Source organism: Bacteroides caecigallinarum, from assembly GCF_016902295.1.
GTDB lineage: Bacteria > Bacteroidota > Bacteroidia > Bacteroidales > Bacteroidaceae > Phocaeicola > Phocaeicola caecigallinarum_A.
Map to the genome: position 1 here is coordinate 1 of NZ_JACJLQ010000005.1, position 18,617 is coordinate 18,617.

At 37.6% G+C, this 18,617-nt stretch carries 9 protein-coding genes and 1 riboswitch; of the genes, 8 read left to right on the forward strand and 1 reads right to left on the reverse strand.

What is annotated here, in order from left to right; translation table 11 throughout:
• Positions 1 to 276 precede the first annotated feature (276 nt).
• Complete coding sequence (locus H6A27_RS02440) at positions 277 to 1,281, reverse strand: class II fructose-bisphosphate aldolase (RefSeq protein ID WP_204401493.1); 1,005 nt, start codon at positions 1,279 to 1,281, stop codon at positions 277 to 279.
• A 427-nt stretch (positions 1,282 to 1,708) separates the two neighbouring features.
• Between H6A27_RS02440 and H6A27_RS02445 the strand changes: the two genes are divergently transcribed.
• The 8 genes from H6A27_RS02445 to H6A27_RS02480 all read left to right on the forward strand — a co-directional run bounded on the left by H6A27_RS02445 (position 1,709) and on the right by H6A27_RS02480 (position 18,552).
• Entirely contained in the window at positions 1,709 to 1,960 is a 252-nt protein-coding gene (locus H6A27_RS02445; RefSeq protein WP_087428283.1) for a type B 50S ribosomal protein L31, read from the forward strand.
• 120 nt (positions 1,961 to 2,080) lie between these two features.
• A complete protein-coding gene (locus H6A27_RS02450; protein ID WP_204507547.1) occupies positions 2,081 to 6,160 on the forward strand; it encodes a hybrid sensor histidine kinase/response regulator transcription factor in 4,080 nt (1,359 codons plus the stop codon).
• A 94-nt stretch (positions 6,161 to 6,254) separates the two neighbouring features.
• Positions 6,255 to 9,155 (forward strand): AraC family transcriptional regulator, encoded by a 2,901-nt coding sequence (locus tag H6A27_RS02455; protein WP_204507548.1) that lies wholly within the window; start codon positions 6,255 to 6,257, stop codon positions 9,153 to 9,155.
• A gap of 163 nt (positions 9,156 to 9,318) precedes the next feature.
• Complete coding sequence (locus H6A27_RS02460; RefSeq protein WP_204507549.1) at positions 9,319 to 11,769, forward strand: glycoside hydrolase family 31 protein; 2,451 nt, start codon at positions 9,319 to 9,321, stop codon at positions 11,767 to 11,769.
• A 165-nt stretch (positions 11,770 to 11,934) separates the two neighbouring features.
• Positions 11,935 to 13,353: a CCA tRNA nucleotidyltransferase gene (locus tag H6A27_RS02465; protein WP_204507550.1), complete on the forward strand. Its 1,419-nt coding sequence runs from the start codon at positions 11,935 to 11,937 to the stop codon at positions 13,351 to 13,353.
• A 242-nt stretch (positions 13,354 to 13,595) separates the two neighbouring features.
• Positions 13,596 to 13,776: riboswitch (cobalamin riboswitch) on the forward strand.
• Between the two features lie 22 nt (positions 13,777 to 13,798).
• A complete protein-coding gene (locus H6A27_RS02470; protein WP_204507551.1) occupies positions 13,799 to 16,186 on the forward strand; it encodes an anaerobic ribonucleoside triphosphate reductase in 2,388 nt (795 codons plus the stop codon).
• Between the two features lie 15 nt (positions 16,187 to 16,201).
• The gene (gene nrdG, locus H6A27_RS02475; RefSeq protein ID WP_204507552.1) at positions 16,202 to 16,678 is read left to right on the forward strand and encodes an anaerobic ribonucleoside-triphosphate reductase activating protein; all 477 of its coding nucleotides are present in this window, start codon (positions 16,202 to 16,204) and stop codon (positions 16,676 to 16,678) included.
• An 872-nt stretch (positions 16,679 to 17,550) separates the two neighbouring features.
• Entirely contained in the window at positions 17,551 to 18,552 is a 1,002-nt protein-coding gene (locus H6A27_RS02480; protein WP_204401508.1) for a malate dehydrogenase, read from the forward strand.
• Positions 18,553 to 18,617: the final 65 nt, after the last annotated feature.

The following is an 18,617-nucleotide window of genomic DNA, read 5'->3' on the forward strand; positions in this document are numbered from 1 at the left end:
TTATTGTAAATTAATAGTTTGATCACTTCTAATTTACTAATAATCAGCGATAAGCACAACCTTTTATACATATTTATTTTATCAATTTAATTCCGCCAACGGGTTATAATATTAAAACCCTATACAAAACAATAATGCATCATTAATGCATACACTTACGGAAATGTATATAAACAAAAAGTGGAAGTCGTAATAAAAGCAACTTCCACTTCTTTATATTTATTTACATATACCGGTACGATTGCCGGCAATGCAATTTAAAATCAAGCATAAATATTATTCAGCCAATTTGTTGTCTGAACCCAATACGTTGATGATTTTGTGCTTGTAAAGTTTTTCCATGTTGTCACGAGCAGGGCCCAAGTACTTACGTGGATCGAATTCAGCTGGTTTTTCAGCGAATACCTTACGTACAGCAGCAGTCATTGCAAGACGAGAGTCTGAGTCGATGTTAATCTTGCAAACTGCAGACTTAGCAGCCTTACGCAACTGATCTTCTGGAATACCAATAGCAGCTTCCAATTTGCCACCATACTGATTGATTGTATCAACTTCTTCCTGTGGAACTGAAGAAGATCCGTGAAGTACGATAGGGAATCCAGGAAGTTTTTCCATAACAGCATCCAACACATCGAATGCCAATGGAGGAGGAACCAAACGACCTGTTGCAGGATCAACGTGGCACTGTTCTGGTTTGAATTTGTAAGCACCGTGAGAAGTACCGATTGAGATAGCCAATGAATCGCAACCTGTACGAGTAGCGAAGTCGATTACCTCTTCAGGGTTAGTGTATGTGTGGTGGTCAGAAGAAACTTCGTCTTCAACTCCAGCCAATACACCAAGTTCACCTTCTACAGTTACATCGAACTGATGAGCGTATTCAACAACTTTCTTAGTCAAAGCAACGTTTTCTTCGTATGGAAGGTGTGAACCGTCAATCATTACTGAAGAGAAACCTGAGTCGATACAGCTCTTGCAAGTTTCGAATGAATCTCCGTGGTCAAGGTGAAGAACGATTTCAGGATGTGCACAACCCAATTCTTTTGCATATTCTACAGCACCCTGAGCCATGTAACGCAACAAAGTAGCGTTAGCATACTGACGGGCACCTTTAGAAACCTGAAGGATAACAGGTGATTTTGTTTCAACTGCAGCCTTGATGATAGCCTGCATCTGTTCCATATTATTGAAGTTGAAAGCAGGGATTGCATATCCACCTTTGATTGCTCTGGCAAACATGTCTCTTGTGTTCACCAAGCCTAAGTCTTTGTAATTAACCATTGTTTTTGATATTTATAATGTTAGTGATTAAATTCCATTGCAAAAATAACAATTAATATATTCCATACGCATATTTTATAAGAAAAAATATACATAATAACAGAAATACAGATAAAATATGGCAATCAGGCCAAATTTATGTATGCATAATGCAATGTGGATATTGCAAGTTTTACCATCTTATTTATGAAAGAACTTATGCATTAGTGGCGCACTATGACTTCGTTCGAATGAAATCACCCTTAACCTAAATATGATTATAATACATTAATATATAATCTACAGAAAGATTTTAGAAAAAACATCAATAAAGTTTTCCAGTTTAAAATAAATAGTATATCTTTGCACCCCGAAACAGACCATTACACACGACTAAGTGTTACCAACTAAGTCAAAAAAACAATAATAATAAAAAGTATATACTGAAATGAAAAAAGGAATTCATCCAGAAAACTACCGTCCGGTAGTATTTAAAGACATGTCAAACGGTGATATGTTTCTGTCTCGTTCAACTTGTGCAACAAAAGACACAATTGAATTCGAAGGTGAAACTTATCCATTAGTTAAGTTGGAAATCTCTAACACTTCTCATCCGTTCTATACAGGTAAGTCTAAGTTGGTTGACACAGCAGGACGTGTTGATAAGTTCATGAGCCGTTACAACCGTATCAAGAAATAATCTATACGTGTTTTTTTATAATAAAAGCGGGCAATCTTTCAAACAGGTTGCCCGCTTTTATTTTTGATATTATCATTTTTTAATTACCTTTGCGCTATGTTTAACATATAATATAATACAATGAAATATATACTAATCGGAATTCTTTTTTTCATATTTTCATTTACATACGCAGATGCACAAACGAGTGTAATCTATACAACTGGCGACCATATATCCAGCAGTTTGATAAACAACATTTATCAAGACAGAAGAGGATTTATATGGATATCCACAGAATACGGATTGAACAGATTCGACGGTAACAGATTCACCATATATACTCATGATGAAAAAGACTCAACGTCTATATGCAACAACTATCCAAGAGTGGTTTACGAGGACAAGAATGACAATATATGGATAGGCACAGTAGCCGGAATGATGAAATACAATCGTGATGAAAACAACTTCACGAACGTAAACCTTTTCATGAACGGAGAAATAACTACACCACATATTTCATATATACTGGAACGTAAAAACGGAGAGATATGGGCGGCGAGTTCAAATCAAGGTTTATTCAAAATTAATACTAAAAATAATACCGGCTCATACGTAAACGATATAAGTAACAAAGGTATCTCAAAGGTAAATACTATAGCTGAAGACAATTATAGCAGAATATGGATTGGTACTGAGGACAACGGTGTATTTATTTATGATACCCAAAAAGGTCTTATATCAAGGCCTAAAAGCGATGAATTGGAAAACACCAACATTACTTCAATTGCTATCAACAGCAATGGTGATATATATCTTGGTACGTTTTCCAAAGGACTTTATGTGTTCCATAACAATAATGAAAAAGTAGAAAAGATAACGAGTTGTGGAAATATCCCAATAAAAACGCTCATATTTGTTGATGACGATTTATATATAGGCACAGACGGAGCTGGTATAAAAATATACAAGGAAAACAGCAAACAAATCCATGACATACACATATCTGATTCAGCTATAGATTTACGAAACACAAAGGCGCACAGCATATTGTCTGATAAAGAAGGGAATTTATGGTTCGGAATATTCCAAAAAGGAGTAGTACTGGTACCAAGAAAAATAAATCCATTCAGATTTTACGGTGGAAAACAGATAAATGATAGTCCTATTGACAACGGATGTGTCATGTCAATTTTTAGAAACAGCAACAGTGAGATACTTGTAGGGGTTGACAGTAAAGGATTATATATTCTAAACTCCAACTACGAATTAACAAAGCACTATACACCACAAGAAGGTAAAGAGCCATTTCCAAACACTATAATAAATATATTTGAAGATTCAAACCACAATATATGGTTAGGAAGCTACAGTCAGGGGATAGGACAATTCAACACCAAGACAGGCATATTCAAACATATACCTGGGCTTGAAAATGAAAGTGTTTTCAGCATCACGGAAGACCATGAAAAGAATCTGTATATCAGCACTTACGGAAAAGGAATGTGTGTATATAATCTCGACAGCAAGGTAATTACATATTTCAAGGAAAGCGACAAATATGAAAATAAGAACTGCCTTGCTGACAACTGGATAAACACACTATATTGTGATAGTGAAGGATATATATGGATAGGGCATTTCAAGGGAATAAGCTGCTTCAATCCTAAAAACAAAAGTTTTATTAATTTCACAGAGAACAACTATATAATAAAAGACATGATGTGCTACTCTATCCTGGAAGACAATACAGGATTAATATGGATAGGTACATCGGAAGGATTATATTCATTCGACAAGAAAAACAATAAAATAGCCAAATACGGAATTAACGACGGATTATCAAATGAGGTTATATGTGGATTATGCGAAGACAACGGAGGAAATCTATGGATTAGCACATTCAACGGAATTAGTAAATTCAATAAGCAAAACAAGATATTCACCAATTATTATAGTGAAGACGGACTTCAAGGAAACGAATTTACCAGAGGAGCCGCATACAAAGCGACAAACGGAGAAATGATGTTTGGAGGCACAAACGGCATCACATGTTTCTATCCTTCTGAAATAACCGATTCAATATCAAAACCAGAATTAACGATTTCTGACTTTCAGGTGTTTGGAAAAAGTATAAATACAAACACATTGTCCGGAGGGAAAAAAATTATTGCCGAAGACGTGACAAAAGCCAAAACATTCAATCTCAACCATAGAGATAACACATTCAGAGTCATGTTCACAACAATGGACTATGGAAACACATCTCACATTCTATACAAATATAGAATACAACAACTTGGAAAAAACTGGCTGTCAACCAGAAGCGGTGAAAACTATATTACATTCAACAACCTGCCTCCAGGCAATTACAAACTTGAGGTATATGCAGTAAACAGAAATATTTCTTCCGGCACATATATATATAATATAAATATATCCTATCCGTGGTATCAAACGTGGTGGGCATACATCTTATTCTCAATACCTTTTATTGTATTTATATGGCTTACAATAATTTATATTCGTATAAAGATGCGCCGCAAACGTGATTTCATGGAAATACGTCATGCAAGAGATATTAATGAAGCCAAATTACAGTTCTTCATCAATATTTCACACGAAATACGTACTCCTATGACACTGATTATCAATCCACTTGAAAAACTGATAGCGGCGAATAAAGACAAGGAAACAGGAAAGACATACATGATGATCTATAGGAATGCAAAAAGAATACTGCGACTTATCAATCAACTTATGGATATAAGGAAAATTGAAAAAGGACAGATGCAGATGCATTTCAGTGAAACTAACCTCGTAGGCTTCATTAATGATTTGATGATGACTTTCGATAATACTGCCCGCCAAAAAAACATAAGTTTCAGCTTTGAGCATAAAGAAGACACATTAATGGGATGGATAGATATCAATAATTTCGACAAGATATTGATGAACCTGTTGTCGAATGCTTTCAAATATACCCCAAATAATGGTAAAGTATGTGTATGCATATCTCAAGGAGAAAACCCTAACGCTAAAGGTCCATTGAAAAACTATATTGAAATTAAGGTTACAGATACAGGAATAGGACTGGATGAGAACCAAAAAGAACATATCTTCGAAAGATTCTACCAGATAAGCGGAAACGGTGTACATAACCAGGGCGGTACTGGAGTAGGACTCCATCTGACGCGTTCACTCGTGGAAATGCACTATGGAACAATTACAGCCGAAAACAATCCAGACCAACAAGGCTCAACATTTACAGTGAGGATACCTAAAGGATGTGACCATATAAGTCTGGAACAGATTGATGATAACGACACATACGTAAACAATGATTACAGTTTGTCGCAATTACCTACACCAGAACCAGAGACAAAAGAAGCAGAGACAATAACAAAGAAAAAGGCTAAAACCAATTTCACGATACTAATAGTTGATGACGAAAAAGAAATACAGGAATTACTGAAGGAAGAGTTGTCCGACGAATACAAAATATCGCTTGCAAGCAACGGCCGCGATGCTTATGAACAGATACTTACAAGCCATATCGACATTGTTGTGAGCGACGTAATGATGGACGAAATGGACGGACTCACTTTATGTAAGAAAATAAAACAAAATGTTAATACTAACCATTTGCCTGTAATACTACTTACTGCCAAAAGCAAGCCGGAAGAACAAGTTGAAGGAATCGAACATGGTGCAGACGCATACATAGTAAAACCTTTCAATACCGAAGTGCTTAGGAGTACTATTTCCAACCTCCTAAACAACAGACGTATTCTTAAAAACAAGTTCAGCGGTGCACAGGAACAGAAAGAAAAAGTAAAGGGAATTAAACTCAAATCTTCGGATGAGGCATTGATGGAGAAAATCATGTCTGTAATAAACAAAAACATGGCTGAACCAACTCTAAACGTAGAAATGCTCGCCCATGAAGTTGGACTTAGCCGTGTACACTTACACCGCAAGTTAAAAGAACTTACAAACTTATCAACTCGCGATTTCATCAAAAATATAAGAATGCAGCAAGCAGCAAAACTGTTGAAAGAGAAGAAACTTGGAATATCCGAAGTTGCGTACGCCGTAGGCTACAATAACCTGTCGCATTTCTCAAGTACTTTTAAGGAAATATTCGGAGTATCACCAAAAGAATATACTTCAGGACATAGCGACGAGGAAAAAGGTATGAACATTAATAATGAATAATATCATTATATAATAAAGCAATACCGCTATTATCAGGTGGCAAAATCAAAGCTATATGCCAGAGATAATGAACTTCAAACAAAAGCGTAGAGTAATGAAAACATTCTTTTTAAAAAAGATATTATACCTGATAGTAATATTGGCAATTTCACAAAGCGCCTTTTCTGAAAAACATTACGTATTTTCATTGTTGGATGCTTCGGATGGACTATCAGGAAATAAAGTAAGAAACATAGCCCAACTGCCTGATGGACGTATGGTATTCACCACAGAGGGGCAGATGAACATTTATGACGGAACGAGTTTCACATATCTGCATTACAATTCACAGAACATCTGTCGTTTGTCGGAATATTCAGGGTTTAATCACACTTATATTGACAACAGAGGATATATGTGGTTTAAAAACAATCATACCCTGATGATTGCCGACAGTGGTAAAGAGGCTTTTCTGGAACATCCCGATTCATTATTCACACAATTTGGAATCACTACTCCACTGAAGGATCTGTTTGTTGACAAATACAGCAATTTGTGGGTTATCACAGACGAGGACGATTTGTGGGTTATTGATAGTGACAGAACAAGATCTTCTGTATTCATGAATAATGTTTCGTTAGGTAACGACCAGATATATGATTTAGGTGTACTTGACAACAGACTTTACTTGTTCTACCGTTCAGGAACACTTATATGCCATGACTTACCGACAGGAAAAGAATTGTATAGACGTATAATACCAACTCAAACACTCTCAGGAAAATACGGAAACACTTCGTATGTAGTACAGGGGGATGACGTATTTTATCAATTATGCAATGGCAATTCCGGTGGCGTAATGCTGGCTTTCAACATATCCAAGAAGACATGGGACGTAATCATGACAACAGATTCATGGTTCAATTACCTCTCTATCGATACAGACAAAAATTTATGGATTAGTGGACATGACGGACTATACAACATGTCGAACAACCTAAAAGACAAACAGTTCATATCTTCACTAAAGCTCGTTGACGGGAAAAAAATAGAGACTGAAATAAGTACAATTTTCAATGATCTTCAAGGCGGTATGTGGATTGGAACTCTTAACAGAGGGCTTTTGTACTACCATCAAGACCGTTTCCGCTTTCAAAACATTGGAAAGGCTGTATTCCCCATCCAAGGAAATGCCACAATACATATTACCGGATTTGAAGAAACAGACGAAAGTAATATTATCGTAAAAACAGATATCAAAGATTACATTTACGACAGTACATCAGGGAATATATCTGAATATCATGGTAAGACAAATATTGCAGAACAATACAATATTCCTGATATCACCGAAAAGGTATTGCAAATAATAGATATAAATAAGAATAAACAGGCGGGTATCACCCGTAACGGATGGTTCATATATGACAAACAAAATCAAAAAACAGATTTTCATCCCACATATCATCATTGCAATTGTATTGCACAAGCCGACAATGAAAGTTTCTGGATTGGATTCGAAGACGGACTTGCTCTAATTGAAGTTGACGGCTCAGAACAAAGATTTTATTCATCAGACGGACTGGTGAATAATTCGGTACGTTCAATAATACGTACTCCAAACAAACTGACTTGGATTTCAACAGCCAACGGTATAAGCTGTATAAAAAAAGAGAATGACGGGAATGATTCTACGCGTTATTCATTCGTAAACTACAATCAGTACGATGGAGTTATTTCAAATGAATTTTGCGAACGGTCTGTATATTTATCTTCCGAAGGGACTCTATATTGGGGTGGCATAAACGGATTTAATATATTAAAACGACATTCAACTTCAACGAATGAAATGCCATATTTACCTTTGTTTGTTGGATTAAAATTATTCGGTGAGGAAATAGAAAACAGTAAGGCATACCAAGATAACACAATATTAACAGATCCGATAACAAAGACTAAAAGCATCATACTAAAACATGACCAGAACTTCCTGACTATAGAATTTTCTGCAATGAATTACGTAAACCCGACACAGACATACTACAGATATCAACTTTGCGGGATAGACAATACAGAACGTGAAATTCACTCAACAGATGGAAGAGGAGATGCTTCATATACAGATCTTCCTCCTGGTAACTATATATTCAGGGTTAGAGCCGCAGGCAACGGAAAAGATTGGTCTGATAAATATTCTGAACTGAAAATCAGTATAAAAGCTCCTTTTTGGAAAACAGGTTACGCCTATACAATTTATTTATTTCTAAGTGTCTGTATATTGTCGGCTTCAATCATTCTTTATATCAAGAGAAAAAAACGTAACATTATACGTGAACAAAAAGAGAAATTAGATGATATGAAAACGACATTCCTGCAAAATATCAACCAGGAATTGGAGGAGCCTATCAAAAAAATTATATCTCCTTTGGATTCCGTAATAATGTATATGGACGAAGGAAGAAACAAGCTACAACTACAGGAGATAAGACAAAACACATTAGAATTACAGACTCTTGTAAAACAACTATCCAAAGGTATATTGTTACCAATACCGACAGACGAAAACAATTTGAAATTAGACGTATTGATGATTGAAATGCGTCAGTTGCTTGAACAGCAAGAAAAGCGTAAAGTACAATTGGCAAACGCGAAAGAGAATGACAATAAGAATGTTTTATTAAGTGAAGCTGATGAGAAATTTATAAGAAAGATTCTGAAATATGTAGAAGATAATATTGGAAATACTGAATACTCAGTAGAGTCCTTAAGTCGTGACATAGGAATGGATCGTACAGGATTATACAGGAAACTCATGGCCGTAGTTGGAAAAACTCCGACAAGCTTCATACGTTCTGTTCGTTTGAAACGTGCTGCTCAACTACTCGAAGAAGGATATACAGTAGCAGAAGTAGCTGACAGTGTAGGATTCAGTACTTCGAGTTATTTATGCAAATGTTTCCAAGATGAATTCGGGGTTCGCCCATCACAGTATGTTCAAGGACTTAAAAAACATTGAATATGCTTTTTTTCAACATTTATGTTGTAATATGCAACATATTTACTGCTTTTTCTCATCACATAATGATAATTTTGTAACTGAAATTAAGACCTATAATTTTCAGGTTTTAATATGTTACATGCAAGCCTTTTAAAACGACATTATACTTTTATTATAAACCATGAGAAAAAGAGTTTTATTTTTAGCATTATGTTTTATGTCGGCTTTTGCGTGGTCGCAAAAGTACAGTCAAACAGAAACCGGCATTAAAGCTTCCATATCAGACAAACAATATGACGTGGAAGTACAGTGGTTCAATCCAAACAGTCTGAGAGTATTGAAAACTCCTGCAGGAAAAACAGTAGAAAAGAACAGCATTTCAGTAATTGCCAAACCTGAAAAATCAGGAATTAAAATTTCTACGTCCGACAATGGAGATATTGTAATGAAAAGCAATAGCCTCATCGTTACACTTAACCAGAAAAACGGTACGATGACTTATGCTAAAGCTGACGGTACAATTCTGCTTAAGGAACTGGAGAATAACAAAGCTTTTACTCCATTCAATGACGCCGGAAAATCAACTTATACTGTCTATCAGGGATTTCAAACCGACAAGGAAGAAGGTCTGTACGGATTGGGACAATTGCAGAACGGCCAGATGATGCAGCGCAACATGACCAAAGAATTAATTCAAGGAAACATTGAAGATGTCTCCCCTATTTTCCAGTCAACAAAAGGTTATGGAGTATTCTGGGACAACTATTCTGCAACAACTTATACCGACAATGAAAAAGAAACATCATTCAGTTCTATAGTTGGCGACTGTATAGACTACTATTTCATGTATGGAGGCTCAGCAGATGGCATAATAGCACAAATACGTGAACTTACAGGAGAAGTTCCTATGATGCCTTTATGGAGTTACGGTTTCATGCAAAGTAAGGAAAGATATAAAAGTCAGGATGAAACTGTGGGAATAGTCAAAAAATACAGGGAATTAGGTATTCCGCTCGATTGCATCATACAAGACTGGCAATATTGGGGAAATAACTACTTATGGAATGCCATGGATTTCCAAAATCCGTTATTCTATAATCCAAAAGAAATGATAGACAGCATACATGGTATGAACGCACACATGATGATATCTATCTGGTCGTCCTTTGGTCCTGCTACCAAGCCTTATCGTGCTTTAGACCCAAAAGGGCTTCTATTCAATATCGAAACATGGCCTCAATCAGGAATTGAAGGATGGCCTCCAAACATGGAATATCCGTCAGGTGTACGCGTATATGACGCTTACAGTCCTGAAGCACGTGATATATATTGGAACCACCTCAACAAAGGTATCTTCCAATTAGGAATGGACGGATGGTGGATGGACTCTACTGAACCAGACCACTTCAACTGGAAAGACAGTGACTTTGATCATCAGACTTATTTAGGCTCATATAGAAGCGTACGCAATGCCTACCCTATTATGACAGTTGGTGGTGTATATGATCATCAACGTGCAGAAACGAGCGACAAACGTGTTATCATATTAACCCGTTCAGGCTTCCTCGGACAACAACGTTATGGCTCCAATGTCTGGTCAGGAGATGTACAGTCTTCATGGGATATGTTCCGTAAACAGATAACAGCCGGATTGAATTTCTCACTCACAGGTATGCCGCATTGGAACTCAGATTTAGGCGGTTTCTTTGCTGGCTCATACAATACAAACGGTAGTACCAGTGCCACCAAGAATCCTATGTATCAGGAGCTATATGTCCGCTGGGTACAATTCGGAGCCTTCTGCCCAATGATGCGCAGTCATGGTGCAGACACGCCTCGAGAATTTTTCTGGTACGGCAAAGCCGGCGAACCTGTTTACGACGCATTGGTTGATGCCGTAAAACTGCGTTACTCACTGATGCCTTACCTTTACTCAACAGCATGGGACGTTTCACACAATCAATCAACATTCATGCGTGCCCTGTTCATGGACTTTATAAACGACAAAAAGACTTGGAATATAGGTAACGAATATATGTTTGGTAAAGCTATTCTTGTAGCGCCAGTACTTCACGCCCAATACACGCCGGAACAGAAACAAGACCTTCTGAAAGAAAATGAAGGTTGGGGACAAGTGAAAAAAGATAATGGAACTGCAATATGGTCAGTTGATTTTACTCAACCCAAAGATATGGAAGTATATCTACCTTCAGGATGCAAATGGTATGATTATTGGACAAACGAGTATTATGAAGGAGGACAGAATCTGAAAGTCACAACTACTCTGAACAAGATTCCACTTTTTGTCCGTGCAGGAAGCATCATACCTATAGGTCCGGATGTACAATATACAAACGAGAAGAAATGGGACAATCTGATAATAAACGTATATCCGGGAGCGGACGGAACATTTACACTTTATGAAGACGAAGGTGACAATTACAATTATGAATCTGGAGCATATACTGAAATTCCTATGACATGGAATGATACCAGCCATACACTTACCATAGGATCTAAAAAAGGTTCATACAACGGTATGCTGTCAGAACGTAAATTTACAGTTCGCACTCCAAATGGCAATGAAAAGACAATCACATATAAAGGTAAAATAGTTACCGTCAAAATGTAATGTGATAATCTGATTATCAATCCAATCGGATTTAAATAGGAATGCAATATTGCAAACAAGACGAAACAGATGTTTGCAACATTTGCATTCCTATTTATATTTTATTCATTGCAGAAGAAATACATTTTTGTAACTTTGTACCTCAATCATTGAATTTCAACATATATGGAATTAAAAGAACATTTCTCCGATAAAATATTCAATATTATATCAGAAACCGCTGATGAACTCGGACTGGAATGCTACGTAGTAGGCGGTTACGTTCGAGACCTCTTCCTTAAACGTCATTCCAAAGATATTGATGTTGTAGTTGTAGGTAGCGGTATCGAAATAGCTCAGGCTCTCGGGAAAAAATTAGGTAGAGGAGCTAATGTTTCTGTGTTCAAAAACTTCGGAACAGCACAGGTGAAATTCAGGGACTTAGAAGTGGAATTTGTAGGTGCAAGAAAAGAATCATACAGTCATAACAGCAGAAAACCTGTTGTTGAAAACGGGACACTGGAAGACGACCAGAACAGACGTGACTTCACAATAAACGCTATGGCGGTATGCTTGAATAAAAACAGATTTGGTGAGCTTGTGGATCCGTTCGACGGTATGGAAGACCTTAAGGACAGAACAATAAGAACTCCTCTCGATCCGGATATTACATTCAGCGATGACCCTCTACGAATGATGAGATGTATCAGATTTGCCACACAACTGAATTTTTATATTGAAGATGAGACATTCGAAGCATTGGGTAGAAACAAAGAAAGAATTAAGATTATATCAAAAGAACGTATCGCTGACGAGTTAAACAAGATAATCTTGTCTCCTATACCATCGAAAGGGTTCGTAGATCTTGACAGATGCGGACTGCTGGAACTTATATTCCCCGAACTGTGTGCTCTACAGGGTGTTGAGACAAGAAATGGCAGAGCACACAAAGACAATTTCTACCATACACTCGAAGTATTGGACAATATTTCGAAAACTACAGATAATCTTTGGCTCAGATGGTCCGCACTGCTTCATGACATAGGCAAACCCAAGACAAAAAGATGGGAACAGAAAGCCGGATGGACTTTCCATAATCATAATTACATAGGCGAAAAGATGATACCGGACATATTCAGAAATATGAAACTTCCTATGAACGAGAAAATGAAATACGTCCAGAAGATGGTAAGCCTGCACATGCGCCCTATTGTAATAGCCGACGAAGAGGTTACAGACTCGGCTGTGAGACGACTGCTTTTCGAAGCCGGCGATGATATTGACGACCTGATGTGTTTGTGTGAAGCAGATATTACTTCTAAAAATGAAGCCAGAAAACAACGTTTCCTCGACAACTTCAAACTGGTTAGACAAAAGCTGAAGGATCTTGAAGAAAAAGACAGAATACGAAACTTCCAGCCTCCAGTGGACGGCGAAGAGATTATGAGAGTTTTCAATCTTCAACCTTGCCGTGAGATAGGAGACTTGAAAAGTTATATAAAAGATGCTATTCTTGACGGTGTAATACCAAACGAACATGACGCAGCATTTGAATATATGATGGAAAAAGCCAGAAAAATGGGATTAAAACCTGCTAACGGATAAAATAATATATCATATACGTCCTATAGAATATCTTAAAAACTATAGGACGTATTATTATATATTGAGCACAAAACATCCTAAGCAATACACTAAAATATAATATAATTTAAAAATCAGATATAACAAAGTTTTCCAATATATAGCTCTACAAGCCACTACAACGCAATATTACAGCCATTAAGTTTCTATTTTTGAAAATTCAAAGAAAATGCAGATTTTTATTTTCGAAAATTTGTTTTTACTTTTGCAATGTTTTTCAGAGTGACATCAGTCTCAAAAGGGAATACCGTGAAAGTCGGTAACAGTACCCGCTGCTGTGATTCTTGATGAAACGGAACAGGAGCAATCCAACCACTGCCCAATGGCGGGAAGGTGTTCCGTGGAAAGATCAGTCAGAAGACCTACTCTGAAAAAATATTATTAACAGTAGCACAATAAATCAAAAATGGAAACAAAAGAAATCTGTATCATCAAAAGGGACGGGAAGCGGGAAAACTTCTCATCTGCTAAAATCTACAACGCCATCACCAAAGCTTTCGTAGCATCAGACCTGACAGACTGCGAAGCACTGATCGACGAAATAACAAACAGAGTCATAAAACATTTCAACACTCCAACAATCGGTGTGGAAGACATCCAAGACCTTGTGGAAATGGAATTGATGAAGGTAAAACCGGAAGTGGCAAAGAAGTACATAATCTACAGACAGTGGAGAAATACTGAACGCGACCGCAAGACAAAAATCAAACATATCATGGACGGCATAGTAGCCATCGACAAGAATGATGTCAACCTGAGCAATGCCAACATGTCAAGCCACACTCCGGCAGGACAGATGATGACTTTCGCGTCAGAAATAACAAAAGACTACACGTACAAGTATCTTCTGCCTAAAAAATATGCTGAAGCGCACCAGTTAGGCGACATTCATATTCACGACCTGGATTACTATCCTACGAAGACTACTACTTGCATACAATACGATCTTGAGGACTTGTTCGAAAGAGGCTTTCACACAAAGAACGGCAGCATACGTACTCCTCAGTCCATTCAGAGTTACGCCACCCTTGCTACCATAATCTTCCAGACCAATCAGAACGAACAGCATGGAGGACAGGCAATACCCGCATTCGATTTCTTCATGGCTAAAGGTGTTCTGAAAAGTTACCAGAAGAGTGTAGCTTCAATCATGTCTTTCCTGATGGAAATGAAAGGTATCGACATAACAGAAGAAACTCTGAAAGCCTGTGTAAAAAAGCACCTTCTGACAATTGCTCCGCCAGAAGATGCAAAGAAAGCATTGGCAAACGAACTTAAATCTATAGGTGCAAACATAGAAAAAGAAGATTTGGAGCATATACTGAACAAGGCAAATGAACGTACACGCAAAGACACCCATCAGGCTATGGAAGGTTTCATACACAACCTTAACACAATGCATTCCAGAGGAGGTAACCAAGTCGTTTTCAGTTCCATAAACTATGGAACAGACACTTCGGCAGAAGGAAGAATGGTTATAGAGGAATTATTGAAATCGACAATAGAAGGACTTGGAACACATGGTGAAGTACCTGTATTCCCTATACAAATTTTCAAGATAAAGGATGGCGTGTCGTATTCAGAAGAGGATTATCAACTTGCAATGAGCGACTTCGATGCTGCTATGGAAGGGAAGTTGCAGTTTAAGGTCCCCAACTTCGACCTTTTCCTGAAAGCTTGCCGCACTACGGCAAAGGCTTTGTTCCCTAACTTTATGTTCCTTGACACCCCATTCAACAAAAACGAACTATGGAGAGCCGATGACCCACACAGGTATAAATACGAGCTTGCCACAATGGGATGCCGAACAAGGGTATTCGAAAACATTAATGGCGAAAAGACATCGCTCGGAAGAGGAAACCTGTCATTCACCACTATGAACATGCCAAGACTGGCAATAGAAGCCAGAATCAAGGCAGAAAGTATAATCGACTCAAACAACAAGGAAGCTATTGAGCAAAAGGCAAAAGAAGTATTCCTTCAATCCGTAAAAGAAATGGCAGAACTCATTGCTGAACAGCTATACTCAAGATACCAGTACCAGAAAACCGCCCTGGCCAGACAGTTCCCATTCATGATGGGCAACAACGTATGGAAAGGCGGCAGCAACCTGAATCCTAACGAGGAAGTTGGCGACGTCCTGAACCAGGGAACATTAGGAATCGGTTTCATAGGTGGACATAACGCAATGGTTGCGCTCTACGGTCAAGGACACGGACACAACAAGAAGTCATGGGATACTCTTTACGAAGCCGTTGAGAAAATGAATGAAGTAGCCAAGAGATATAAAGAGAAATATCATCTTAACTACTCTGTACTTGCCACTCCCGCCGAAGGATTGTCTGGAAGATTTACAAAGATGGACAAACGTAAATATGGTATCATTGAAGGAGTAAACGACAGAGATTATTATGTAAACTCATTCCATGTAGATGTAAAAGAACCTATCAACATCGTGGATAAGATTAAATGCGAGGCTCCTTTCCATGCACTTACGCTCGGAGGACACATCACATACGTGGAGCTGGACGGCGAGGCACAGAAAAACGTAAAAGCAATAGCCAAAATCGTGAAAGTAATGAACGACGAAGGTATCGGCTACGGTTCGATAAACCATCCGGTTGATACATGCCACAACTGCGGATTCAGAGGTGTAATCTACAGCAAATGTCCGATATGCAATAGCGAGAATATACTCCGTATGCGCCGCATTACAGGCTATCTTACCGGCGACCTGAACAGTTGGAACTCGGCAAAACGCGCAGAAGAACGCGACAGGGTAAAACACGCCTGATTGTAATATGCTGCTATGTTACATTATTTATATACATATCCTGAAACCATTGTTGACGGTGACGGCATCCGGTACTCAATTTATTTAGCCGGATGCAGTCATCGTTGCAAAGGTTGTCACAATCCTGAATCATGGAATCCTAAAGCCGGGAAGCCACTTACCGAAGAAACTTTGGAATACATAATCAAAGGGATTAACAGCAATCCTTTGCTCGACGGAGTAACATTTACAGGAGGCGACCCGTTCTTCAATCCAGAAGAATTCCGCACCGTACTGGAAAAGGTCCGTAAATCCACCGGAATGAATATCTGGTGCTATACCGGATATACTCTTGAAGAAATTTTAAACGATAGCCGACGAAAAGATTTACTACAATACATAGACATACTTGTAGATGGAAAATTCGAAGAAAGTCTCTACTCACCTACCCTTGAGTTCAGAGGAAGCAGCAACCAGAGAATTCTGGACATTAAAGAACTTCTTAAAGAATAACAGAAAAAACATATATGTAAAAAACGCTGACAATAAATACTATACAACATCAATACAAATAGACATTCCCATGTCATATTTAACATTACAATCTCAATCATTACATTTTAATTAAGATTTCATCAACTAAAACACACAAACATCCTATAACACTTTAATAACCCACAAAAACCGTTGTCGCACACGAATCAGTCAAAAGCTGAAAAATGATATAAATCAAGAAAAATACATATTAATATAAAAAACATATCAAAACTATTGCAGATAAAAAAAATATACATACCTTTGTAACGTGGTTGTGAAACCAAAGAGATTATAATTAATAAATAGCACAAAAATATTATAAGGTATTAGACTTACTTAAGGTATTAAAAACATAAGGTATTAGATAAAGGTTATTAGATTAAGGTTAAAGATTAGGTATTAGATTTAAAGTAAGGTATTAGTAAAAAAGGTAAAAGGTTTTCAGTTTAAGGATAAAAAGGTAAAAAGAACAATAGGTTTAGTGCTAAGGTAAAAGAAAGATTTAAAAAGAAGGATAACAAAAAAAACTTGAAAAACCAAAGAAACAAAGAACCCTTAAATGGGGGGTTCTTTCAGGAAACCGGCGGCATTCGGAATGATGAATGACGCCTTTTTTATTTTATACAACATAATAAATTCATCTCAACAATTGCAACATCATCATTACAATTTCTATACATCTAAAATGAAATAATGATTTTTTTCCGTAATTAAGTATAAAAGCACAAAAAATCCTATTTATTTACACGTCCTATATCGATTATTTACTCGATAATTTCTTAACTTTGTAGCGTAAGAAAAAAAAGGGAACTAAACACTTTTATAACATAACATAAATAATTAGAATTATGAATTTTGTAACTAACGAAAAACTTACTATCGTAGGTGCTGCCGGTATGATCGGTTCTAACATGGCTCAGACTGCAATCATGATGGGCTTGACTCCTAACATCTGCTTGTACGACCCATACGCTCCAGGCTTGGAAGGTGTAGCTGAAGAATTGTTCCACTGCGGTTTTGAAGGTGTAAACATTACTTTCACTTCTGATATCAAAGAAGCTTTGACTGGTGCTAAATATATTGTAAACTCAGGTGGTGCTGCTCGTAAAGCTGGCATGACTCGTGAAGACCTTCTTAAAGGTAACGCTGCTATCGCTGAAGAATTTGGTAAGAACGTTAAAGCATACTGCCCAGATGTAAAACACATCGTTGTTATCTTCAACCCAGCTGACATCACTGGTCTTATCACTTTGTTGTACTCAGGTTTGAAACCAGGTCAGGTTACAACTCTTGCAGCTCTTGACTCTACTCGTCTTCGCAGCGAACTTGCTAAACACTTTGGTGTTTCTATGGATGCAGTTGAAAACTGCCGTACATACGGTGGCCACGGCGAACAGATGGCTGTATTCGCTTCTACAGCTAAAGTTAACGGTAAGGCTTTGACTGACATCATCGGTACTGAAGCTCTTAGCGCTGAACAGTGGGCAGAAATCCAGCAGAAAGTAACTAAGGGTGGTGCTAACATCATCAACCTCCGCGGACGTTCTTCATTCCAGAGCCCATCATACGTTTCTATCGAAATGATTGGTGCTGCTATGGGTGGTAAAGCATTCCGTTGGCCAGCTGGAACATACGTATCAAACGATAAGTATGACCACATCATGATGGCATGGGAAACTTCTATCGACACTGAAGGTTGCCACTGCGCTGCTTTGAACGGAACAGCTGAAGAACAGGCTGCTTTGGATAAGAGCTACGAACACTTGTGCGCTCTTCGTGACGAAGTTATCGCTATGGGCGTTCTTCCTCCAGTATCTGAATGGAACGCATTGAACCCAAATATTAAATAATAATATACAGGTTTTAAATTATATCAGGGGAAACCGCTAAATGTGGTTTCCCCTATTTTTATACC

What these genes read in the sequence shown, in the direction of transcription:
- H6A27_RS02440 (WP_204401493.1), bottom strand. Translation starts at nt 1,281, where the DNA reads ATGGTTAATTACAAAGACTTAGGCTTGGTGAACACAAGAGACATGTTT.
- H6A27_RS02445 (WP_087428283.1), top strand. Translation starts at nt 1,709, where the DNA reads ATGAAAAAAGGAATTCATCCAGAAAACTACCGTCCGGTAGTATTTAAA.
- H6A27_RS02450 (WP_204507547.1), top strand. Translation starts at nt 2,081, where the DNA reads ATGAAATATATACTAATCGGAATTCTTTTTTTCATATTTTCATTTACA.
- H6A27_RS02455 (WP_204507548.1), top strand. Translation starts at nt 6,255, where the DNA reads ATGAAAACATTCTTTTTAAAAAAGATATTATACCTGATAGTAATATTG.
- H6A27_RS02460 (WP_204507549.1), top strand. Translation starts at nt 9,319, where the DNA reads ATGAGAAAAAGAGTTTTATTTTTAGCATTATGTTTTATGTCGGCTTTT.
- H6A27_RS02465 (WP_204507550.1), top strand. Translation starts at nt 11,935, where the DNA reads ATGGAATTAAAAGAACATTTCTCCGATAAAATATTCAATATTATATCA.
- H6A27_RS02470 (WP_204507551.1), top strand. Translation starts at nt 13,799, where the DNA reads ATGGAAACAAAAGAAATCTGTATCATCAAAAGGGACGGGAAGCGGGAA.
- nrdG (WP_204507552.1), top strand. Translation starts at nt 16,202, where the DNA reads ATGTTACATTATTTATATACATATCCTGAAACCATTGTTGACGGTGAC.
- H6A27_RS02480 (WP_204401508.1), top strand. Translation starts at nt 17,551, where the DNA reads ATGAATTTTGTAACTAACGAAAAACTTACTATCGTAGGTGCTGCCGGT.